Source organism: Paenibacillus sp. J22P90 (assembly GCF_059692195.1).
In genome coordinates this window covers 228096-249997 of sequence record NZ_JCAUAY010000001.1, presented here as the reverse complement: position 1 = coordinate 249997, position 21902 = coordinate 228096, and the positions used below count along the sequence as shown (strand labels likewise).

Genomic DNA, 21902 nt, shown 5'->3' with positions numbered 1-21902 from the left:
TCCGTTTCCTTCTTTCCTGATGCATGATGATAGAACGCCTGCAGCGAAAAACGTTAAGCCCCAGTAAAACGCTTACATTATGACTTACTCCATAACGTTTTCCCTCCCCGATTTCAAACCCGTTCAGATAAATTTGAAAAAGATAACCTACCTTCCCTCAGAATAGCAGAGTGATTCTTTGTCCTGTATGCGCTTTTTTAAGAGGGAACTGAACTTATTTTAGAGAGTTGTGTGAAAAGCAAAAAATCGACACCCAATAGATAGGGTCTCGATTTGTATACTTATACTTTTTTCTGATCCACAGGAAAATAAACCGTATATTTCTCATCTTTAATCTCATATAGAGGAATAAATTGTATTCCTATGTCTTGCCCCTTCGTTCGATAATATCCCACATTCCACCAACTATGATTTCTTTCGCGGTCCCCTACAAGCATTGTTTCTGGCAGACTAGCATTCCCAACCAATCTATGTTCACGCTCAATCAACCCCGCCAATACAATTGGCCCATCCATAAAAGCTACTAAGTCTTCTGATCCGGGAAGTGGCTCGGTTGTCAATGACTTCGGAAACTCAATTTGTACAATCTCCCCGTTGCTCCATAATTTACGAATTTCAATGAATGATTGTTTTCTTATTGGATCAGTCAGTTGGACGCCATTCACGTAAATAATGGGATCATCTTTTATCCAACTAGGTACCCTAAGTTTAAAAGTAAATTCAGTAGCTTTGTCACACGTTATCGTCAAACTATACATAAAACGGTCCGGTCGATGTACAGGTATAGGTGGTATATCAATCTTCGTTATAGCCGTCATGCCCGTAACATTCCAATTATTTAAAGGATAGACGCCATATTGCCCGTCCTGCTTTAGACTTATGTGAATTGAAGTATCATCTAGCTTCAGATTAACTTCAGCTGGAAGCCATTGGCACACAGTCACTCCTTCTTTCTCCTCCATGAAAATCTGTTGATCATAAGAGGCATTCGCTTGAATAAGCGTACCATGGCAACACCAAAAGTGCTGGGTAGGAGATCCCCACTTCTTATGACTACCTGCACCGATTCCCAGAAAATAAGAAATCATGCCTGTTTCTCCATGCTGTTGAGCAAGAACTCCGTTATAGAATCTTCTTTCCCAATAGTCGGCATATGCGGGTTCTCCCGTCCATCTGAGCAACACATGAGCTAGCCTCATCATGTTGTAGTTAACGCAATGCTCCTGTCCTACGCCCATTCTCTCTGCCATCTGACCTGGAGGTACCCACAATTCAGCATCATCACCAGCACCCGTGCAATAGTATCCTCGATCGGTAACCGCGCACTTCCAGAATGCTTCTACTACTTCTCGAAAGCGCACCTCTCCCGTTACTTCCCATGCTCTAGCCGCTCCCAAGATTTCAGGAATCTGCGTATTAGCATGCTTATTGGTCAATACATCTTGTCCTGTCAACAATGCGTCAAAAAAACGACGGCGATCGTAACGATGGATTAATTCGAGATGTGTTTCATCTTGCGTTACACCATATAGATCTGCCCATACTTCCAACATGCCACCTGTTTCTAAATCAAGGAGATCATCCATTTGCTCGCGGCTAAACTGCTCTGTCCAGCAGTAAAACCAAGAAGCTAAGCCCTTCATTAAATCGAGCGCTTGTTTATTTTGACCAATTGCATACATGTCGTACAGTCCCATCAAAAGCTTGTGAATCGTGTAATGCGGTGCCCAGACATATTTTCCTTTGGCGATTCTATTCATGTATGACTCTGGGAAAGCAGCAAGCCATTCGCCTCCATTCGCCTCCTGACAACGCGCCAATTCTTGGACGATGTAATCCGCTTTTGCTTTAACCAGCAAATCATCGGTTTGCGCATAAATGCGGGCTGCTGCTGATAGCCAATGCCCCATCATATGTCCCCTCAACTCGCATGTCGGCGACTCCCATCCCCAATGCCAATGCTCGGGTCCGTCCATACTCGTCGTAGTTGCGCTAGTGGTCCCGCCATTTCCACTGTAACTCCATAACCCGGATTCCAGATAGAAATTACGAAGTAAATTTTCATTGGTTAAGCTTAAAACATACTTTTTATTCAGCTCATAGCGAGCTGTAAGAGGACCCGCAGATAATTTAACACGTCCTGCCTGCAAATCATTCATTTTAGTTATACTCAAAAGGATACCTCCATTTTTTTATATATTATTAATATTTTAAAGCCAAATAAGTATTGATAAGAATGCACAATTCAATAGTTTACATATACTTTCTTTGGGTATATTCTAAAATTGATTTCTTTAAAGGAGGAATGAAGAATAGATTCGTTAGTTTATCTAACAGGTGACCGTTTTCCCTTGGTAAGAGATATCGGTTGGAACCAAGTGGACGAGGTATATACGCATCATGATCGCACATTGGATTTTGATGTATTTGTATTTGTGACTAAGGGGAGCATGCAGGTTATAGAGGAGAATACGGAATATATCATTAAGGAGAAAGAGCATTTGTTCCTGAAAAAAGGGCTGCATCATTGGGGGCGCCCTGAAACGTCCCCAGGAACTTCTTGGTTTTGGGTACACTTTAATTCACTTGCTATCGACTATTCTGCCTATAAAGAGTATGCTCCCATACCAGAAATCGACTTCTATTATCCTGATCACTATGCCTACCGTTTCCCAATGCCAAAGCATGGGACTTCGCTTTTTCATCGAACATTAGAAAACAGATTACAAATGCTAGTTGATGACTTTGGTAAACCAACTGAACATGGAATGGTTCAACTGAGTATACATGTGTACGAGCTTTTTTTGGAGCTACATAAAGCAACGAAAGAACACAGTAAATCTACAAGCAATGCAAATAAAGGGGAAACTGTTGCTGGGCGAGTTATGGCTTTTCTTAAACAGCATACGGATGAGGATTTTAATTCTAGGAAGCTTAGCAGTCACTTAAAATTAAACTACAGTTACGTATCAGCAACCTTTAAGGATCAAACAGGGCTTAGTATTATCGAAGCGCATACGAAGTTACGAATAAACAAAGCAATCGATTGGATGCGAAACACTTCTCTCAATGTATCTGAGATTAGCGAAAGATTAGGATATAAGAATCCTTATTATTTCAGCAGAGTCTTTAAGAAAACGATTGGTGAGTCACCTTCTTCTTATATGAGCCATTTCTACAAAACAATGTAAGGTTAAGGTATGTATAGAAAAAACCAAAAACCCTACGGATTGTCGTAGGGTTAAATTATTTTGTTCATCTACGTCGTATCTAAAATACTAGTTTCCCATCCCGAAACCTTACAATTCTTTTCGCTTGCTCTGCAACCTGCCGATCATGCGTTATCACAATAATCGTCCGTCCCTGCTCATTTAACCGCCTGAAAATATTCATAATCTCCTCGCCCGTCTTTGAATCCAATGCACCCGTAGGCTCATCTGCCAAAATAATCGGCGGATCGCCTGCCAATGTACGTGCAATCGCAACGCGTTGCTGCTGTCCGCCGGATAACTCCGAAGGCATATGCTTCCTTCGATCCAGTAGATCCACCGCTTCCAGCGCTTGCATAACCATCGGCTCCCGTTGCTTCCTCGTCATTCCCCGATAAATCAGCGGAAGCTCCACATTCTCATAAGCACTTAACCTCGGCAGCAGGTTAAAACTCTGAAAAACAAACCCGATCTTCCGATTTCGAATCTCAGCCAGTTGTGAATCCTTCAACGAGTGAATCTGCTTTCCGTCCAGCGTGTAAACCCCTTCGTCGGAGACGTCTAGGCACCCGATGATGTTCATCAACGTGGACTTCCCTGAACCTGACGGCCCCATTATAGCGACATATTCGCCCTGAGCGATATCTAACGAAATGTCGTCCAACGCCCGTATCGTTTCGCCGCCCATGTGGTAAAATTTGCTCACATTCTCAATTTGGATTAAGGCTGTCATTGTCTTCGCCTCCATTATTTGAAACCAAATGAATGAAGATTGCGATTCCCCCAACGTGTCGACCTCAATGTTGACCTACCGCTTCGCCTTATAAAACTCATGATACAGCTTCATGAGCGCCCGCTTCTCAATCCGCGATACATACGAACGTGAAATCCCCAGCTCCTTCGCAATCTCCCGTTGCGTCCGCTCTTCGCCGCCAAGCTCCAACCCGAACCTTCCGACTACGACTTCTTTCTCACGGTCGTCCAATATCTCCAGATTCCGATAGATTTTACTCTTCTCAATCTTCAACTGAACCGCATCCACCACATCGTCCGCCTCGCTGCCGAGGATATCAATCAAAGTAATCTCGTTCCCCTCTTTGTCCGTTCCGATAGGATCATGCAAGGACACATCTTTCCGTGTTTTCTTCAAGGAGCGCAGATGCATCAGGATCTCGTTCTCAATACATCGTGCCGCAAAAGTCGCCAGCTTCGTGCCCTTATTCGGCGAGAAAGACTCGATGGCTTTGATTAGTCCAATGGTCCCTATACTAATCAAATCTTCCAAATCTTCCCCTGTATTGTCGAATTTTTTCACTATATGGGCAACTAACCTTAAATTGTGCTCAATCAGCTTATTCCGGGAGTGCTCATTTCCTTCAGCCATAAGTCTAAGATGTAATTCTTCTTCTGCCTCGGTAAGTGGTTGTGGGAACGCGTTGTTCTTAACGTAGGACACAAGCAATGTCAGCTGCTTTATCAACATAGCAATCGTACCAAACAATCCTGGCATTCCAGCTACCCCCTTGAGTGTATTGCGGAGCATGTTGGCTTCGGTAGCCTCCGCTGTTTAGATTAGTATTAGTGTATGTGGGTTCCAGCCTAGAAGTGCCTGTACGTAATAACTTAGTTGAGTATGCCCTTCTTCTTTTCCGCATTAGGATGTACTAAAAAAAAACAAAACAGACTGCCAAAACCACAGCAGCCTGTCATTCCCTACCTATTTAACTCCCAACGCATTCCGTATACTCAATTCCACAGGCGAGTACTCATCTTCCTGAATCCGATTCAGATTCATACGCTCTTTCAACGGTGTTGTCTTATTGCACATGAAACGTGGAATGCCGCTGTGATTCTGTGACGCAGTGTGGTACAGAAAAGGGTGACATAATATGATATCTCCCACGGATGCTGTAGTCTCAACTACCCGCAATTTTATACCATCAGCATCTGTATGCCACGAGTTCATAAATTTTTCAATCCGGCTCCCCGTATTTTCATCCGATGACTTCGTTAGCCCCGTCAATTCCGACAAGTACGGGTGCTGGCTATTTAAGAGATCAATCGCTGCTTGAGATTCCATCCCCTCTGGATGCTCAGATAGAAACCGAGCTACTAGTTTATGAGAGCCTTCTAGCACTAACGTGCCACCACCACGAGGACCTATTTCGGAAAAGATACACAGACATAGCAGCCCTTGTTCGGGGCTATCGACATAATGGCGAAAATGCGATCCATCCCAATGCCAGCCATCCGTAGGCACATCCCACTCTTTGTCAGCCCCTAGAGCAAAATTGACCGGCCACCAGCCCCACGTCGATTGCACCTCATCGATCCCATACACACCGCGATCTGTCCAGCGATCCGGCCCAATCAAATCCTCAATCGCATCCGCCATTCGTAGCGTATTACACTGGTCAAACTCCGGGCTTCGATAAGCTTCCTGCACATATATAATTGGTTTTTTCCAAGTGGACGAATCCTCTTGTTTAACCCCTCTCTCGGAGAGCTTACCCCATAGGAACTGTTGACAAGCAAGCGCCGTGTCTCGCGGAAAAGCGCCGCTTACCTTCACCCACCCAAGCTCCTTAAACTGTTCGATTTGATCGGAACTTAACACTTTTTCCAACATAAGAGCTCACCTCGAAATATACGATCTATTCACGTCTCACTTCTTTGTTTTAACCCATTCATCCAGCTGCTTTTGTTTTTCGGCAATAATTTTATCCACACCGATCGCTTTCAATTTATTGATATATTTAGGTAAATATTCTTTGGGATCAACGGTACCTGAAAATAAACCAGGTTCAAACTCTTTTTTCGCATTATTAAAGGCTGCAATCTCATTCTTCACAGGCTCTGGGTTAAAAATAAATCCGAGTACACTCGCTGTTTCAGCAGATGCATTGAACTTTTGAAAATTTTCCCACTTTTTCGGGTTTTCATTTGCCCACAGATAATCATTAAATTGGTTACCGAACATCCACGCACCATTCAAAACATAACCGGATGTTGCACCATTTAAACCAGCAGGGAAGTCAATAATATTGTCACTCTTCTTAACAAAGTGCTTTCCTTCAATTCCGAAAGCGAGCAAATTCACCAAATATTTGTCTGTATAAAGTAAGTTCAGGAACATCATCGCGCGATCTGGATCTTTCGAAGTTCTGGAGATCGATGTCATGGATCCAGTCGTATCGGAAGTTCTAACGATCGGCTTCGTTAATTCTACCTGTATCCATTGGACACCAGAGGCCAAGCTATCCTCAGCATCTTTGCCAGGCTTCAACTGTTGAACATAAGAGAATGCCTTCCCTGCCTTTAATGCCCCAGTCGTATCCCCGATTGTTGCTGCATCTTTATTGACGTAACCTGCCAAATACCACTTTCTGGCCAAATCCATTTGTTCCTTCGCTTTTTGAGTTTCTAGTGAGTTAACAACTTTGTAGTCTTTGGCCCCACGCACGACCGAACCAGGACTGCTATCACCTAAATCCTCATAATTCAACGGGTTCAGTACCCAATCAATGCTCGTATCTTTGTTCAAATATAAAGGCGTCACACCAGGCTCTTTATCTTTAATCATTTGATAGATGGGCTCTAAGTCTTCCACTTTTTTAATTTTCGTAAGATCAATTTGGTATTTATCAACTAAATCTTTCCGCAGCATAACCCCTGCTTGGCTAGCTACTTCTTTATTAATAGGTAATCCGTACTGTTTTCCGTTAACTTTAGATCCATCCAACAAGACTGGATTAATGACTTTTTTGAGGTCTGGTGCATTTTTTTCAATGAGTGCTGTCAAATCAATAATATTGCCTTGCTGAATTTTCGTGCCAAAGTTATCCCAGTTCATCGTTTGTAACAAATCAAAGGGTTCACTTGAGGCAAATTTCAAATTGACTTTATCCTGCCAGCTTCCCCAATCGATCACGGATAATTCAAAGGAAGCATTGATCTTATCCTTCAAGTATTTACTCACTTCTTGATTCACCAAGTCTAGATCCTTAGGGGTACCTGAACCTGGTACGACCATCTTAATCGTATACGGAGCTAGCTCAGGCTTCTTGGATGGCGCAACCGTTGTCTCGACTTTCGTACTCGCGACAGGTGTTGCACTTGCGACCACTTCTTCCTTCTTTGTACTGCAGCCTGTCATTACGACCGATAACGAAAGAAGGGTTGCCACCGATAATTGAACTGTTTTCCTAGTATTTTTCATACTTGACCTCCTAAGTATATTTCTACTATATACTAACCAGCCATTAACTGGAATTAGCCTTTTACAGCACCAACGGTCAAACCTTTTACAAAATACTTTTGAAAGTACGGATAAGCAAAAATCATCGGCCCTGTTCCAATAACGCACATCGCCATTCGAACCGTTTCATTCGGCACTTTTGCCATTTCGGATGAACTGATGCCCGAGGCAACCTGCGCATTCGCTATCAAAAACTGTAGATTGATTAACACCTTATACATCATGTACTGGAGATTTATTATTTTGTCATTGTTAATGAAAATTAGGCTGTTATACCAACCGTTCCAATAACCAAGGGAGTAGAACAATCCAATCGTAGCAAGAACAGGAAGCGATAATGGCAGCACAATTTGCGCAAAAATCCTACCTTCACTCGCCCCGTCCATACTTGCTGACTCAATAATGGAGGGATGAATCGTCGTTTGAAAAAAGGTTCTCATAATGATGACGAAGAAGGCATTCATCAATAATCCTGGGATAATTAAAGCAAATATCGTATCTTTCATGTGAAGAACATTCGCAAAAACCAAATACCAAGGGACAAGACCGCCGTCGAAGATCATTGTGAAGAAAATGATGAATGAGAATAATGCACGATAACGGAAGTCGTTTCTTGATAACGGATAAGCAAAGAGTGCCGTAATGAGTAAGCCTGCAATTGTACCTACAAGGGTTATGAAGATAGAGATCCCATAAGCTGTAATAATATTTTGAATATCAAACCAAAGATATTGATAAGCAGCCAAACTGAATTTCTGAGGAATCAACTTGTAACCTTCAAGCGCTACCCACTTTTCGTCCGAAAACGAAACCGATACAACGAGTAAAACCGGCATAATACTTAAGCAACTGTAGAATAAGAAAAAGAGGTTGAGCATGATGTTTGTTTTGTTTGAAATCGCATGCGGATCTTTATATTTTCGTTTCATGCTATCTCCTTTACTAAAAGAGTGCGTTTTGTTTATCTATTTTACGAACTAGATAATTCACACTAAGAACAAGTATGAAACCGACGACTGCTTGGTATAATCCTGCAGCTGATGACATCCCGGTATCCCCTAAGCGGAGTAATGCGCGATACACGTAGGTGTCGATGACATTTGTTGTCGAGTATAAGGCCCCTGCATCCAACGGCAGTTGATAAAATAATCCGAAATCAGCATTTAAAATGTGGCCAATCGCTAGCAGTGTTAGAATGATCATCATCGGCTTGATGGATGGAAGCGTGATCTTCATCGTTAGCTGCCATTTCGTAGCTCCATCGGTAATTGCAGCCTCATAATATTCTTTATCAATCCCTGCGATTGCCGCTAAATAGATCACCGTCGAATAACCAATGTTTTTCCAAATATGGACGATGGGTAAAATGTAGGGCCAATATTTCGGTTCGCTGTACCAGGAAATCGGCTCAATACCCAACGGGGCTAATATGTTTTTATTTAGGAAGCCAAACTCCTCACTCAGAAATGAGAACCCTAAGTAACCAACAATGACAGCCGATAAAAAATACGGGAGAAACATAACACTTTGGTACACATTAGCAAAATACCGATTCTTAAGTTCATTCAATAAAATGGCGAAGGTTACGGAGAAGAACAAGGTTGATGCGATAAATACTAGGTTATATAAGATTGTGTTTCGGGTGATCACCCAGGCGTCACTTGAATTAAACAAAAACTTAAAATTATCAAAGCCCACCCACGGACTTTTCCAAAAACCCAACGCATAATTAATGCTTTTGAACGCAACAACCGTCCCGAACATGGGAATGTAATTGTTGAAAATTAAATAAATCGTGCCCGGTAACAACATCAGTAGCAGGTACCGCTCTTTGAAAATATTTTTCAAGAATGATCCTTTTCTCGCTTGTTTAATTATCGTAATCACCTCCCCTCCATCAATAAACATTTCCGATATCCTTATTGTAAAGGAGTAAAATCACGCTTCCTACGAAGTAAAATGACCACCCTGACGGTTTTATGACATAAGAAAAACCCCTGGATGAATTATAAAAATTCATTCAAGGGTTTATTTACGGAGTCAACCTATATGTTGGTAATGCTTGCGAAATTCCTGTGGGCTAATCCCTACTTGTTTCTTGAACATTTTAGCAAAATGAGAAAAGTTATCATAACCCATCTCTTCACAGATGTCGCTTATCTTCATATTCGTTTCCGTCAACATGGTCTTGACTTTGGTCATTTTGGTATAGATGATATAATCCATCAACGTTTGCCCTGTTTCTTTTTTGAACAGGCGTGATACATAGGCTGAATTCAAGTAAACATAAGAAGCAATGCTTTCTCTGGTCGCATCCTTTAAGTTGGCCTGAACATATTGTTTAATTTTCTCGATTAACGATGAATTATCCAACTCTTGGCAATGGATGTAGTCGACGCCAGCTGTAATAATGCGTGATGCCCACATTTTAAAATGAACGATGGAACGTGTAGCCGATGCCTCGCCAACCCACTTTTTGGAGCCGATGAATTCCTTGACGGACCAGCCTCTCTTATGCGAAACCTGATAAACCATTTGCAGCACCGAATGATACAGAGCGTCTATGGTTTCGGAGGTGATCGTTTGATCTTGAAGCCCTGTCAGGACAGCTTCCATTCTGCTCAAGAGTTCATCTTTTTTGCCTAATTCAAATAATACGGCCCAGTCCATCCAATTAATGACAACCGTTGATCTTTTCTGATCCGATGGACTCGCTGCTTGCCCTTCTTGAAATTGAACAACCTTCATATTGGTAATATTGCATGCTTCCAAATCTAGTAAGGCATGATAGTTTTGACTTAGCTCTTTCATATTCACTGGTTTTCCCACATAACAAGATAAGCTGCAATAAAATAGGCGCGTACATGCTTCGATATATTCATAACAAATCGTGTGTAAGTCTTCCATTCGCAAATTTGTATGCGCTGTCAAATATATCAAAACGAGATGAATGCCATTGCGATCTTGAATAACGTCACCTGGCATTGTTTGGAGAAACATTTCAGCCGCGGCATTGCGAAGCGCATACTCCATAATTTCTTCATCACGCAAGCTAAACTCTTTATTCCAAAGCTCTACACTAAGTAAAATGGGTAAAATCAACGTATCCGGATCAAACGAAAGATTATAGGATGGGAGAAGTTCTTTTAAATTCTCCGCATTCGGAATGATTCGCTGAGATAGAATGTCTTGCCAAAATCGCTCTGTCAGCAGCGGTTTCTGCTTCTCCCACAGTTTGACATACATCTGGTAAGTTTCTTCAAATTGGTCTACCTTTTTCACTTCCATTAGCCTGTCTATTACTTTAAGCATTACTTGCTGCAGTTGAACCATATCAACGGGCTTCAGCAAATATTCGAAGCTTCCTAAGCGAACAGCCTGCTGGGCATAAGAGAAATCCGCATGGCCTGTCAGGAAGACTGTAACGATTAACGGGTAATGCTCTTTCACCCAATCCACCAATTCCAGTCCGTTACTTCCGGGCATCTCAATATCACTAAGCATAATATCAATGTTGACAGTACGCATAATGTCCATTGCCTCTTCGGCATCGTAAGCACAATAAACGCCACTATAGCCCAGCTCAGACCAATGAATGCCTTGCAAAAGGGCCTCTACGGCATATATTTCGTCATCTACGATTAACAAATTATACATCTAAACGGCCTCCTTGATCTGCTGCGACCAATCGATTAGGAATGATTAAGCGGATAATCGTTCCCTTCTCAACTCCATGATCAAACAGTATTTTCACTTGTGATCCATACTTGATCCGAAGGCGATGATGAACGTTCCAAATACCAAGATGCTTATCGCCAGAACCAGATCCCTCCGTATATTGCCCCGTTTGAAACATCTGCAGCTTATCTGCTGGAATGCCCTTCCCATTATCAATAATGAGCACCTCATAACTCTCTGGAGACTCCGCCGATGGCTGTACCTTTATTTCAATATGAAAGATAGCCTTTCCTTTATCCATCCCGTGAATAATTGCATTCTCCACAAAGGGTTGAATCATTAAGGGAATCACGCTATTCTGCGAATACTCCTCTGGGATCGATATATCAAACATCAATTTATTGGGAAAACGAAGCTTTTGAATCTCCAAATAATGCTCGATATGTCCAAGCTCTTCCGAAAGTAAAATCGTATCCCGATGCGCCCGTGTAATAAAGCGAAAATAATCAGCTAAATGTTTGGTCATTTTTTGAACCAAGTTGTTTTTCTCTAGCAAGGATAAGCTGAAAATGATATTTAATGAATTCAAATAAAAATGCGGATTAATTTGTGCCTGTAGATGATTAAATTCAGCTTTTTGTGCTTTAAGCATTTCCTCATATACATTGATTTTTAAAATATGAATCTGGGATGACATTTTGTTAAATGTTTCGATTAAAAAAGAAAATTCCGTCGTCGAATTATCTTCCAGTCGCACATCCAAATCTCCACGAGTAATGCGACGCATCCCTCGGATCAGGATATTCATTGGCAGTAAAACAACTTGCTTTACAAATATCAGATAAAAAATAAGGACAACAATCAACCCTATGGGAATCAAAAAGAGTAAACGTTGAAAATAAAGTAACTTCTGAAGCAAAACTTTTTCAGGAATGATGACCGACAGACTCATTGTCGCGTACTGAAATGGGAACCCAACAAGCAAATACTTAGTCCCACTCGCAGCGTTGGAAAACGATACATATTTCGAGTCGTCATGGTTCATTTTCTTCACAATCTCATTGACATTTTCCATTGATAATGAAGTTGGCAACAGCGGCGCCCCGTCATTGGACATCAGCAGGAGTTCTTTCCACGTTCGTCCACGGTTAGGCAATTGAAGAGGACGCAAAAAGCTTTCGATATCAATCAGTGAACCAACATAAAGCTCCCGATTAACTTCCTTGGGACTGATCTCAATCACGCGTACCAAATACGTTTTATTTTCCCAGGAAATAATCTGCCAATTGAGAAAATCAATGCTCTTACTATTTTGAAAAAAAGAATGCAAGACGCCTTCGAATTTTTGAACATCTTCATAGGTATTCTGTTGCGTGATCATATCATTATTTTTCTTCGAATACACAAAGAACGTATCGATCCCTTTATAAATATCAAGATCATCCTTGAATTTTCTTAAAAACCATTGCTTCGCCATGAAATACTCGCCGCTATCCATGGGGTACAATGTAAGCGGAATCAAATTGGTATAGGAAAAATCACTTGTACCTAGACGCAAAATATAATTACTCGTATCTTCCAACGTTTGATCCAGCAAGGTTACCTTGGATTCCAGAAGATCATAGTAAGACTGCGAAACTTCATTGCGAACGACATTCATCGAATACAAATTATTGTAAAATAGAAAGAAGATTAATGGCGCTGTAACGATAAAAAAACCAAGAAAGAATTTGAATTGCAATGTTTTTTTACGAAGCATTCCGCTACCTCTTTTTTACATTCATTCTATTGGAAAAGCCTGTCATAGCAAAGTGTTAATTTATTTCATCCTCTTATCGCGTTATCCACTCTCAATTATAAAATGTAATTACCAAATCCGACATATCGTAAAATGACCATGTTGACGGTTTTATGATATTATTTCCTCCAACAAAAAAGAACAAATTTCACGAACATTTATCAATTGACATCTCGTAATGTTCGTATTATTATAATCAAGGCAACAACAATCAGCCACATACCTATGAATCGTTCGTATATCCTCGAGAATTGGCTTGGGGGTCTCTAGAGGAAGCCATAACTTCCTAGCTACGACGGGTGCTCTTTTTTGCATACCCGTGTGGCTAGGTTTTTTTGCGTCCAAATATGACTGTTCCAGAGGAGATTGCTGTTATGAAAGCTTATGATTTTATCGTTGTTGGTGCAGGACCTGCCGGTATTTTTGCTTGCTATGAGATGACATTGCTTCACCCAAACGCGAACATTTTACTCGTTGACAAAGGCCACGATATTTACAAGCGCAGTTGTCCGATTCTTGAAAATAAAATCAAGCTCTGCCCGCCCCCAGCTGGAAAGAAGGACTACGCGGGTTGTCTCCCTGCCTGTTCCATTACGTCCGGTTTTGGCGGAGCCGGTGCCTATAGCGATGGTAAATTCAACATCACAACCGAATTCGGCGGCTGGATGACGGATTATTTGGCACCTAGTAAAGTCATGGAGCTCATCCGCTATGTGGATAGCATTAATCTAGAGCATGGTGCAACTGAGAACATCACAGATCCGACGACGGAAGCGGTTAAACATATTGAGCAGCGCTCCTACGCAGCGGGCTTAAAGCTGCTTCGCGCACAGGTTCGTCATTTGGGCACCGAACAAAATCTCATGATCCTCAAATCGATCTATGAATATTTGAAAACACGCATCGATATGCAATTCAAAACCGAAGTCGATGATATTCTCACAACGAAGAAAGAAGATAAAAACGTCGTGCAAGGTATCCGTTTGAAGGACGGCACAGAGCTTCTAAGCAACTATGTCATGCTGGCTCCAGGCAGAGACGGTTCCGCATGGTTAACGCAGGTGCTTAAGAAACGCCGCCTCAAAATGTCCAACAATCAAGTCGATGTCGGCGTTCGCGTCGAAACCTCGGATGTCGTAATGCGAGAAATAAACGAACATTTATACGAAGGCAAATTCGTGTATAACACATCTGTAGGTACGCGGGTAAGAACCTTCTGCAGCAACCCTTCCGGACATGTTGTCGTTGAAAATCACAGCGGCATCATGGCAGCGAACGGCCATTCCTACAAAGATCCTGCACTTGGATCGAGTAACACGAATTTTGCCTTACTCGTCTCACATAAATTTACGGAACCATTTGATAAACCGAACGAATATGCGAGAGAAATTTGTAAGCATGCGAATGACTTGTCGAGCGGCGGTGTTATCGTTCAAAAGTTCGGCGACATTATGCGAGGCCGTAGATCGACGGCCGAACGGATTCGCGAAGGTTTCTTGGAACCTACTTTAGCTGAAGCTGTTCCGGGTGATCTAGGATTAGTTCTTCCCTATAATACGATGAAAAGCTTAATCGAAATGATCCACGCACTTGAAAAAGTAACGCCAGGCATCGCGTCCGAGCATACGCTTTTCTACGGTGTGGAAGCGAAGTTTTACTCCGCTCGTCCTAAACTAAGCGAGAGCTTTGAAACGGAAATCCAAGGCTTATATTGCGGTGGAGACGGCGCAGGAATCACTAGAGGACTGGCACAAGCCGGAGCTGCTGGTGTCTGGGTGGCCCGCAACATCCCCCTTTAATTATTTCCGAGGAAATAAGTGGTTGTTCGTCAAAAACCGCAGAAAACCAACAAGTTCTTCCCGACTGGGAGAATTTTGTTGGTTTTTTTCAATCCAATTCAATCCAAAAAGGCTTTTCAATACTCACAAAATATGGTAAGATAAAACCGTCTCAGAAATGTAAGCGTTATCATTTTAAAAAGGGGGCAGACAAAATGAATGTAGCGCTCGAAGTAAAGAACACGTATGAGGATTTTATATTAGAGAAGGATATCATGTATTTCCGCGTTGGCGATCATGGCCTAGTCTCCTTTCATGGGAAGAACTACCACGTTAAGAAACGACTGAATACAGAACAAATCCAGAATATGACCTCAGACAGCAGCTTTTTCAAAGTAAACACCGATTGCTATGTGAATACACGTAAAATCCAACATATTCAAGATGGCAAAGTATTTTTCGAATTAAGAGGTTCCGAGTCCAAATACACGACCATCACAAAGCTCCGCCAACATCGGTTAAAAGAACTCGTGCAGCAACTGAAGATTGAAGCTTAGCACAGTCGAATATGGGAACAAAGAAAAAGGAGCCAGCGATGCAATCGCTAGCTCCTTTCCTTACGAGAACAATTATGAAATTTTCGCGAGTGTTTCTTGTTGATGCTCTCGGATTAGAAAGCGTATGTAATCGACGGTTGTATCTTTGACTTTTTTGGCTTCTTCCAACGTAGCAAAGCTGTATTCAGCATAGTCTGTGCTTTCATACTTACTCAACTCTTCATTGTTCATGCCAAGTGTGGAGAAGTTATGAACGAGCTCATAGGATGTTTTCGAATCCACATTTTTCACAAAAATATCTTTCGAAAAGAATGACCCCTGTTTCTCCACTTTAAAAATGACGCGAAACGGCTTTTCCTTATCCGAAACAAAACATTTAATGACAACGTCGATTTCCATCGTTTTATAATCCACAGTGTGCTTCGGTTCCTGCATTGGCTTCTGCGTAGATTTCTGCATCCATTTCTTCAATATCCCCAGCACAAGATTCCTCCTCACACATGAACTTATGTCTCATATTGTAGCGAATCCCTAGTTAATTGACAACCCGAATCTAGTATTCTTTATAATGTTAAGAAAATATTACACTCATATTAAGCGATGCTCTGCTCTTTCGCAGCTTTCACGGAAAGGGAGGATTTATATTTCCACGTAATGAACAAACAGAGAAGTCCAGTTAAAACCCCGCAGGCAACGAACGCGCCATTCGCTCCAAATCGATCCGCAATGAACCCAGAAAACAAGCTTCCAATCGGTGTAGAGCCAGCAAACACAAGTGCATACACACTCATCACGCGTGCGCGATACTCATCCTTGGCAAACATTTGAAGGGCGGAGTTACTATTCGTAGCGAACATAATATTGAAGAATCCCGTACAAGCGAGCAAGGTTCCACATACCCAAACCGAACCGCTCAGCCCGTTCAAAATCAAACAAATCGCCACCATACAGCTCGCCATCATGCTCACTTTTAGCTTCGGCCCCTTCTTACTGCGAAATGACATCGTAAGCGCCCCGGCTAGCGAACCCACACCCAAACAAGACATCAACGTACCGTACGTCGTTTCGCCCATATGCAGGACATTTTTAGTGAACACCGGAATCAGAATGTTAAAGTTAAAAGCAAGCGTACCAATCACGGTTACTAGCAGCACGGTTGGCGACAGAATCGGATCCTTGGCAATGTAGACAATACCGTCCTTGATTTCTTTTAATATGCCTTCCTTCGATCTGATCTTGCGCACATAAGGCGCTGCTTCAATATGAATCAAACCATATAGAACAGCCAGAAAGCTGACCCCATTCAGCAAAAAGCACCAGCCAGCCCCTAACCATGCCATCATCACAGCACCGATTGAAGGCCCCACAATTCTGGCCATATTAAACGTTGTCGAGTTCAATGCGATTGCATTCATGAGATCATCTTTACCGACGATTTCCACATTAAACGACTGCCGAGTCGGCATATCCAGCGTATTATTTAATCCTAATAGCAATGCTAGAACTAGGATATATTCGTATTTCACCGTATCCGTAAGCACCAATGCGGCCAAGGCAAATGCCAGAACCATCGAGACCGTCTGCGTGACAATCAGAATTTTCTTCTTCGGAAATTTATCCACGACAATACCGGCAAACAAGGAAAATAAAAGAATCGGAAGAAATTGACACGCCGCCACCATGCCGAGTTTAAGCGACGAGCCTGTCAGAGTCAGGACGAGCCAGGACTGCCCGATATTTTGCATCCAAGTACCAATAAGCGACACACATTGACCGAACCACATGTAGCGATAATTTTTGTGCGTCAGCGCATGAAAATGACGATCAATGAACACAGATCCCGCAGTCCTCATATTCATAGGTCGACCTCTTCCTCAGCGAAGTGCGCCGCATTATGACCCATTTTTTCTAAAATGACAAGAGCCATCTGCTTCTCCTCCTCTGACATGCCGAATGTCAATCGCTCACGCCAATCGGTCAGTACCTTGCGTACATCTTCCTTAATCCCAAGCGCCTTATCCGTCAAATGAACCTCGTTGCACCGCTTATCCTTTTCACTGACCGTGCGCGTTATGTAGCCTTGCTCTTCTAGCTTTTTCAACGCTTTCGCGGTCGTTCCTTTATCAATCTTGAGATAGTCCGACAGCTCTTCCTGCGTCAAACCATCCTCCTTATACAGCGCATTAATGAAAATATGCTGACCTCTGCCGATATCATATTGCTTCAAGTGGTCCCCGATGTACATCTGCCCGTACCGGTAAATCAACGAGACCCACCTTGGAACTGAATTTCGCGTTTCAATCATCGTAACCCCTCCTGAACGGCTAAATGAACTAACTACTTATACTGCTAAAATAAAACTGATATCCCGTATCGTTGCACTTGCCACTAATTTAGTGTACGCCGAATACGTTGCATGTGCAACTAATTTTTGGTGGAAATTTGTGCGGGGAATCACACAAACCAGCAGCTGGCCCATCTGGATGTGGCGATTCTAGCTGCTTCACGTTGTAAGCGTGTTTTTTAGCGCTACAGCGATGGATTCGGCAGATTCCGCCCGCCTCGCTTAAGCAACCTCTCACCACTATCCCCATCCCTCAGGGCCATAAGTCGATTCACATCCTGAGCCAATGGGATAGTGTCCATAAGCATGGGCACTAAATGTCCTCCCCCGCTGCACGCCAAAACAAAAAAATGAAGGAGCAAGTGGAAACTTGCCCTTCATTTTCGGAAATAGCGCCTAGCGTTCGTTCACAACGCTTGCTATAAAAATCTCACGCAAACCGGCCGCGATACCGCTGCCGTTTGCGCTGTTTCTTGCAGCATCCCTGTCTCCGCATCCCTGCGGAAGACAACGACGCTGTTCGAGTTCTGGTTCGCCGCGAGCAGGAACTCGTCCTGCGGCGACAGCGCGAAGTTCCGCGGCGTCTGCCCCCGCGTCGACTGCCAACCCACGACCGACAGCTCACCGCTGTCTCGGTCAACCCCATAAACCGCGACACTGTCGTGTCCGCGGTTTGATGCATACAAGAACCGGCCATCACCTGAAAGGTGGATGTCCGCGCAATAACTGACGCCGCTGAACTCCTCCGGCAGCGTCGACAAGGTCTGCACCGCGGTCATGCTTCCCGCGGCCGCATCATAAGACAGCACAGTCACTGTGCTGTCCAACTCATTGATCGCGTACACATACGTGCTGTCCGCGTTAAACACCAAATGCCGCGGGCCCGCGCCCGGCCTCAAAGCCACTGCCCCGTGCGGCAGCAGGTCGGCGCTCTCCGCGTCGATGCGGTAAACGATCAGCCGATCAAGGCCGAGATCGGCTGCAACCGCAAACCGATTGTCCGGTGACGGTACAATCGAGTGCGCATGCGGCGCTTCTTGGCGATCCGCTTGCGGCCCAAGCTCACCCTCGTGCTTGACGAGCTGCGTATATTCGCCAAGCCCGCCATCCGCTCTGACGGGATACACCGTCACATCGCCGCTTAAATAATTCGCCACATACACCTTACGGTTCGTGCCGTCTACGCTGACATAGCAAGGAGCAGAGCCATCTGCTGGCTGTTGATTGATTTTGCTCAAACGACCTGTACCCGCTTCGATCGCATAGGCCGCAGTCGAACCGCCAAAACGTCCCTCATACGTGACCGTTTCACTCACAGCGTATAACACTGATCGATCGTTGTTCACCGCTAGGAACGAAGCATTCGGCAAATCGCTGTAGGTCTCAATCAGCGTCAATTCACCATTTTGCCCATTGAAGCTATATAAAGAAATGCCCACCGGATGCTGCTCATCCGTATACGATCCGATGTACACATAGGAATTACCATTTTTCTCATTTGCCTGTACGCCAGCATTCACACGCTCATTCGCCATTTACAACTTTGCCTCCCCAACGATTCTATAATTTGTTCCCAGTCCACCAGCGCTTCCCCCATGCCGTCACACACATCGCGATAATCGCCCCATACAGCGCAAGCGCCATATCATGCTGAGCATCCCAAGGATCCCCCTGTGCGCCAACAAATAAAGTACCCAGCTCAGGAGCTACGATGTTCGCAACCCACATTTCAATGAGCTCATAAAATGCACCCATAGCCAAAACGATAACACACGTCATCACATAAATCCATCTTCTCCCAAGCGTTGTCCAGCCCCGCATGCCTTCATAAATTGGATAGGCGCATAATAGCCCGAAGCTTAGATGAACAAGCCGATCGAAATGATCGCGTTCAGCCCCAAAGATGCGGTGCAGCCAAGGATCGAACCACGTCCCATTGTATGAAAAATGAGCGCCAACACTATGCAGCAGCAGAAAACAGGCAAGTAATCCATAGGATACATTAGAAAAAGTAAACACACGATACGTACCGATAATCCCCGCCAAGGTTGCCCAAATCAATAAATTTTCAAGCATCCAATCCCCTCGGCTATGCGGCGCAATCGCTAACCATCCCCACACAAGTAGCCATATCCCTATGATCGATTGCAAAATCCAATTCTTTTTGAACGGTCTCGTAGACATTTTCGTTTGCATGTACACAGCCCCCTTATCGTCTTTACAGACTAAGAGTACCGTGCTGCCGTTCCTGCCAAAAGTACTAACTTTTCCTAGTACCGTGCTTCCTCACACCCTTTTACTAAAATAACCCTCTCACATATAAGCTCCTGAACTCGCTCGGAGTCATCCCTTCATGCTCATGAAATCGTTGATTGAAATAACTCGCTGAGGTATACCCCGCTTCATTTGCAATGTCTTTGATCGGCCAATTTTCCTTCTCAATCAAGCGTTGTTTGGCAAATTGAATCCGACATAGTGTGATGAAGGACAGCGGTGTCATCGAGGTAGCTTTTCGAAATATTTTACAAAAATAGTACGTACTCACGCCGGTAAGCTCAGCCCATTCCTCCAAATTGAAGGGCTCGCAAGCTCTACGCTGCATGTCAGGCAGCAGGGCCAGAATACGATCCACGGATTCCGTCCCCCGATTGACGGTTAGCGGTGTAGCGTAGCTCATAAACTCGCACAAAATCATGTAATTCAACGTGCTCAGCTGCGTGGGTCGCAAAATTTGGTAAGCCTCCGCTTCTGCCAACAGCTCAATGAAGGCTTTCTCGAGTTCAGCACTCCTTTTTAGCGTCCATAGATTGCGCAAAAATCCTTTTTCCAATAGAAAGTCCTTAATCTGATCCCCATAAAAATGAACCCACCGAACGTCCCAAGGTTCGTCCTTGGAGCTGTAATAGCGCTGCTGCTGATACGGTGGAAACAAGAAGGCATCTCCCTTTTGCAACGTATACACCTGTCCCTCCATCTCTACATATCCCTTACCTGCAATGACAAAATGCAAGCTATACGTCGACCACAACCCCTCTGGCCGCTCCACTTCATGATTGATCTCATCTCGATACCAGCCTACGGATTCAGGAAAAATAAAATAGGGACATTGCTGCAAAGTCGGCAACATAACGTGATTCCGCATAAAATAAGACCTCATCTCTAATGACAATATTACGATAGTCGATTCAATATATTGTTATATTCATTTTAGATAACTCCTTTTATAATAGCAATATAACGTTACACATTCCGCAAGACAAAGGAGAAATGCTGTCATGACTAAACTTCGTTGGGGAATTCTAGGCTGCGCAAACATTGCGATCCGTGCCTGTATCCCAGGCATTCAACAATCACAAACAGGTGTTGTAAGTGCAATCGCCAGTCGCAGCTTGGAAAAATCACAAGAAGTTGCTGCCAAGCTTGAAATTCCGAAAGCTTATGGAACTTATGAAGAATTAATTGCCGATCCGGATATTGATGCGATCTACATTCCACTTCCGAATCATTTACATAAAGAGTGGACGATTCGCGCTGCTCAAGCTGGCAAGCATGTACTATGTGAAAAACCTGCTGCACTCACGACAGCTGAAGTTCAAGAAATGGTGACAGCGAGTGAAGAAGCAGGCGTGCTGTTTGCTGAAGCTTTCATGTACCGCCATCACCCTCGTTACGAGCGTGTGAAAGAGATCATGCAATCCGGGGAAATCGGAGATATTCGTGGTATTCACGGTACGTTTACGTTCAGCAACCCAAATGACAGCAAAAATGTCCGTTTTGTCCGTGAGTGGGGCGGCGGCTCGGTCTATGATGTAGGCTGTTATCCGCTGAGTGCGGCTAGATTTTTGTTGGAGCGTGAGCCTGAGGCTGTCACTACGCATGCGTTCTTCTCTCCCGAGCATGACAACGTAGATATGATGATGTCTGGACTCGTTGAGTTCAGCGGCAATGTAGCACTCACGTTCGATTGCGGGATGTGGGCAGCGTTTCGCAACACCCTAGAGGTGGTTGGCTCCAAGGGACGCATTGTAATTCCTTCTGCTTTTATTACACCGACTGAAGAGTCTGGTCATTTCCAAGTATATGTTGGCAACGAGCAGCGCGAAGAAAAGGTGCCGTTCCTAAATCAATACGCCTTGCAAGTAGATGATTTGGCATATGCGGCATGGGGCGAAAAAGCGCAACGCTTCGCTGCACAGGATGCTGTTTTGAATATGAAAGTTATTGATGCTTGTCTGAAATCAGCAGCAGAGCGTTCACGTGTTCAACTATAACAATTTGAG

20 protein-coding genes and 1 riboswitch are annotated in these 21902 nt (G+C 43.7%); of the genes, 4 read left to right on the top strand and 16 right to left on the bottom strand.

Features of this window, described 5'->3' with window-relative positions:
* Nucleotides 1–281: 281 nt before the first annotated feature.
* Nucleotides 282–2159 (bottom strand): beta-L-arabinofuranosidase domain-containing protein, encoded by a 1878-nt coding sequence (locus AC58UX_RS01130; RefSeq protein ID WP_497250010.1) that lies wholly within the window; start codon nt 2157–2159, stop codon nt 282–284.
* Nucleotides 2160–2351: 192 nt separating this feature from the next.
* Between AC58UX_RS01130 and AC58UX_RS01125 the strand changes: the two genes are divergently transcribed.
* The gene (locus AC58UX_RS01125) at nt 2352–3191 is read left to right on the top strand and encodes a helix-turn-helix transcriptional regulator (protein WP_497248879.1); all 840 of its coding nucleotides are present in this window, start codon (nt 2352–2354) and stop codon (nt 3189–3191) included.
* Between the two features lie 79 nt (nt 3192–3270).
* On the opposite strand, the gene AC58UX_RS01120 is transcribed toward AC58UX_RS01125, so the two are convergent.
* The 8 genes from AC58UX_RS01120 to AC58UX_RS01085 form a co-directional block, all read right to left on the bottom strand.
* Nucleotides 3271–3942 carry an ABC transporter ATP-binding protein gene (locus tag AC58UX_RS01120; protein WP_497248877.1) on the bottom strand — a complete coding sequence of 224 codons (672 nt, stop codon included), beginning with the start codon at nt 3940–3942 and terminating at the stop codon, nt 3271–3273.
* A gap of 75 nt (nt 3943–4017) precedes the next feature.
* The gene (gene sigK / locus AC58UX_RS01115) at nt 4018–4719 is read right to left on the bottom strand and encodes an RNA polymerase sporulation sigma factor SigK (protein WP_497248875.1); all 702 of its coding nucleotides are present in this window, start codon (nt 4717–4719) and stop codon (nt 4018–4020) included.
* A 207-nt stretch (nt 4720–4926) separates the two neighbouring features.
* Nucleotides 4927–5838: a phytanoyl-CoA dioxygenase family protein gene (locus AC58UX_RS01110; RefSeq protein WP_497248873.1), complete on the bottom strand. Its 912-nt coding sequence runs from the start codon at nt 5836–5838 to the stop codon at nt 4927–4929.
* 36 nt (nt 5839–5874) lie between these two features.
* The gene (locus tag AC58UX_RS01105) at nt 5875–7428 is read right to left on the bottom strand and encodes an ABC transporter substrate-binding protein (RefSeq protein ID WP_497248871.1); all 1554 of its coding nucleotides are present in this window, start codon (nt 7426–7428) and stop codon (nt 5875–5877) included.
* Between the two features lie 53 nt (nt 7429–7481).
* Nucleotides 7482–8396, bottom strand: coding sequence for a carbohydrate ABC transporter permease (locus AC58UX_RS01100; RefSeq protein ID WP_497248869.1), 915 nt, complete (start codon nt 8394–8396; stop codon nt 7482–7484).
* 13 nt (nt 8397–8409) lie between these two features.
* The gene (locus tag AC58UX_RS01095; RefSeq protein WP_497248867.1) at nt 8410–9375 is read right to left on the bottom strand and encodes an ABC transporter permease; all 966 of its coding nucleotides are present in this window, start codon (nt 9373–9375) and stop codon (nt 8410–8412) included.
* A 132-nt stretch (nt 9376–9507) separates the two neighbouring features.
* Nucleotides 9508–11124, bottom strand: coding sequence for a response regulator transcription factor (locus AC58UX_RS01090; RefSeq protein ID WP_497248865.1), 1617 nt, complete (start codon nt 11122–11124; stop codon nt 9508–9510).
* Nucleotides 11117–12904 (bottom strand): sensor histidine kinase, encoded by a 1788-nt coding sequence (locus AC58UX_RS01085; protein WP_497248863.1) that lies wholly within the window; start codon nt 12902–12904, stop codon nt 11117–11119. Before AC58UX_RS01085 ends, AC58UX_RS01090 begins: the two co-directional genes overlap by 8 nt.
* Before the next feature lie 253 nt (nt 12905–13157).
* Nucleotides 13158–13256, top strand: a riboswitch (purine riboswitch).
* Between the two features lie 61 nt (nt 13257–13317).
* Between AC58UX_RS01085 and AC58UX_RS01080 the strand changes: the two genes are divergently transcribed.
* Complete coding sequence (locus tag AC58UX_RS01080) at nt 13318–14742, top strand: NAD(P)/FAD-dependent oxidoreductase (protein ID WP_497248861.1); 1425 nt, start codon at nt 13318–13320, stop codon at nt 14740–14742.
* A gap of 194 nt (nt 14743–14936) precedes the next feature.
* Nucleotides 14937–15278 carry a LytTR family transcriptional regulator DNA-binding domain-containing protein gene (locus tag AC58UX_RS01075; RefSeq protein ID WP_497248859.1) on the top strand — a complete coding sequence of 114 codons (342 nt, stop codon included), beginning with the start codon at nt 14937–14939 and terminating at the stop codon, nt 15276–15278.
* A gap of 72 nt (nt 15279–15350) precedes the next feature.
* On the opposite strand, the gene AC58UX_RS01070 is transcribed toward AC58UX_RS01075, so the two are convergent.
* The 7 genes from AC58UX_RS01070 to AC58UX_RS01040 form a co-directional block, all read right to left on the bottom strand.
* On the bottom strand, nt 15351–15761 hold the full coding sequence (locus tag AC58UX_RS01070) for a hypothetical protein (RefSeq protein WP_497248857.1): 411 nt from the start codon (nt 15759–15761) through the stop codon (nt 15351–15353).
* A 110-nt stretch (nt 15762–15871) separates the two neighbouring features.
* Nucleotides 15872–17137: an MFS transporter gene (locus tag AC58UX_RS01065; RefSeq protein WP_497248855.1), complete on the bottom strand. Its 1266-nt coding sequence runs from the start codon at nt 17135–17137 to the stop codon at nt 15872–15874.
* A complete protein-coding gene (locus AC58UX_RS01060; RefSeq protein WP_497248853.1) occupies nt 17134–17583 on the bottom strand; it encodes a MarR family winged helix-turn-helix transcriptional regulator in 450 nt (149 codons plus the stop codon). The genes AC58UX_RS01065 and AC58UX_RS01060 overlap by 4 nt, the downstream gene beginning before the upstream one ends.
* A gap of 224 nt (nt 17584–17807) precedes the next feature.
* Nucleotides 17808–17936, bottom strand: a complete 129-nt coding sequence (locus tag AC58UX_RS01055) for a hypothetical protein (RefSeq protein WP_497248851.1) — start codon at nt 17934–17936, stop codon at nt 17808–17810.
* 105 nt (nt 17937–18041) lie between these two features.
* Entirely contained in the window at nt 18042–19157 is a 1116-nt protein-coding gene (locus tag AC58UX_RS01050) for a lactonase family protein (protein WP_497248849.1), read from the bottom strand.
* Nucleotides 19158–19182: 25 nt separating this feature from the next.
* Nucleotides 19183–19818: a DUF2238 domain-containing protein gene (locus AC58UX_RS01045; RefSeq protein WP_497248847.1), complete on the bottom strand. Its 636-nt coding sequence runs from the start codon at nt 19816–19818 to the stop codon at nt 19183–19185.
* Between the two features lie 103 nt (nt 19819–19921).
* Entirely contained in the window at nt 19922–20764 is an 843-nt protein-coding gene (locus AC58UX_RS01040; RefSeq protein ID WP_497248845.1) for a helix-turn-helix transcriptional regulator, read from the bottom strand.
* 133 nt (nt 20765–20897) lie between these two features.
* On the opposite strand from AC58UX_RS01040, the gene AC58UX_RS01035 reads away from it, so the two are divergent.
* Nucleotides 20898–21893 (top strand): Gfo/Idh/MocA family protein, encoded by a 996-nt coding sequence (locus AC58UX_RS01035; RefSeq protein WP_497248843.1) that lies wholly within the window; start codon nt 20898–20900, stop codon nt 21891–21893.
* Nucleotides 21894–21902: the final 9 nt, after the last annotated feature.

Bases quoted from the DNA above. Each gene is read 5' to 3' on its own strand.
- AC58UX_RS01035 (WP_497248843.1), top strand. From the start codon at position 20,898: ATGACTAAACTTCGTTGGGGAATTCTAGGCTGCGCAAACATTGCGATC.
- AC58UX_RS01095 (WP_497248867.1), bottom strand. From the start codon at position 9,375: ATGTTTATTGATGGAGGGGAGGTGATTACGATAATTAAACAAGCGAGA.
- AC58UX_RS01080 (WP_497248861.1), top strand. From the start codon at position 13,318: ATGAAAGCTTATGATTTTATCGTTGTTGGTGCAGGACCTGCCGGTATT.
- AC58UX_RS01105 (WP_497248871.1), bottom strand. From the start codon at position 7,428: ATGAAAAATACTAGGAAAACAGTTCAATTATCGGTGGCAACCCTTCTT.
- AC58UX_RS01120 (WP_497248877.1), bottom strand. From the start codon at position 3,942: ATGACAGCCTTAATCCAAATTGAGAATGTGAGCAAATTTTACCACATG.
- AC58UX_RS01050 (WP_497248849.1), bottom strand. From the start codon at position 19,157: ATGGCGAATGAGCGTGTGAATGCTGGCGTACAGGCAAATGAGAAAAAT.
- AC58UX_RS01075 (WP_497248859.1), top strand. From the start codon at position 14,937: ATGAATGTAGCGCTCGAAGTAAAGAACACGTATGAGGATTTTATATTA.
- AC58UX_RS01130 (WP_497250010.1), bottom strand. From the start codon at position 2,159: ATGAATGATTTGCAGGCAGGACGTGTTAAATTATCTGCGGGTCCTCTT.
- sigK (WP_497248875.1), bottom strand. From the start codon at position 4,719: ATGCCAGGATTGTTTGGTACGATTGCTATGTTGATAAAGCAGCTGACA.
- AC58UX_RS01045 (WP_497248847.1), bottom strand. From the start codon at position 19,818: ATGCAAACGAAAATGTCTACGAGACCGTTCAAAAAGAATTGGATTTTG.
- AC58UX_RS01085 (WP_497248863.1), bottom strand. From the start codon at position 12,904: ATGCTTCGTAAAAAAACATTGCAATTCAAATTCTTTCTTGGTTTTTTT.
- AC58UX_RS01100 (WP_497248869.1), bottom strand. From the start codon at position 8,396: ATGAAACGAAAATATAAAGATCCGCATGCGATTTCAAACAAAACAAAC.
- AC58UX_RS01065 (WP_497248855.1), bottom strand. From the start codon at position 17,137: ATGAATATGAGGACTGCGGGATCTGTGTTCATTGATCGTCATTTTCAT.
- AC58UX_RS01090 (WP_497248865.1), bottom strand. From the start codon at position 11,124: ATGTATAATTTGTTAATCGTAGATGACGAAATATATGCCGTAGAGGCC.
- AC58UX_RS01060 (WP_497248853.1), bottom strand. From the start codon at position 17,583: ATGATTGAAACGCGAAATTCAGTTCCAAGGTGGGTCTCGTTGATTTAC.
- AC58UX_RS01040 (WP_497248845.1), bottom strand. From the start codon at position 20,764: ATGCGGAATCACGTTATGTTGCCGACTTTGCAGCAATGTCCCTATTTT.
- AC58UX_RS01110 (WP_497248873.1), bottom strand. From the start codon at position 5,838: ATGTTGGAAAAAGTGTTAAGTTCCGATCAAATCGAACAGTTTAAGGAG.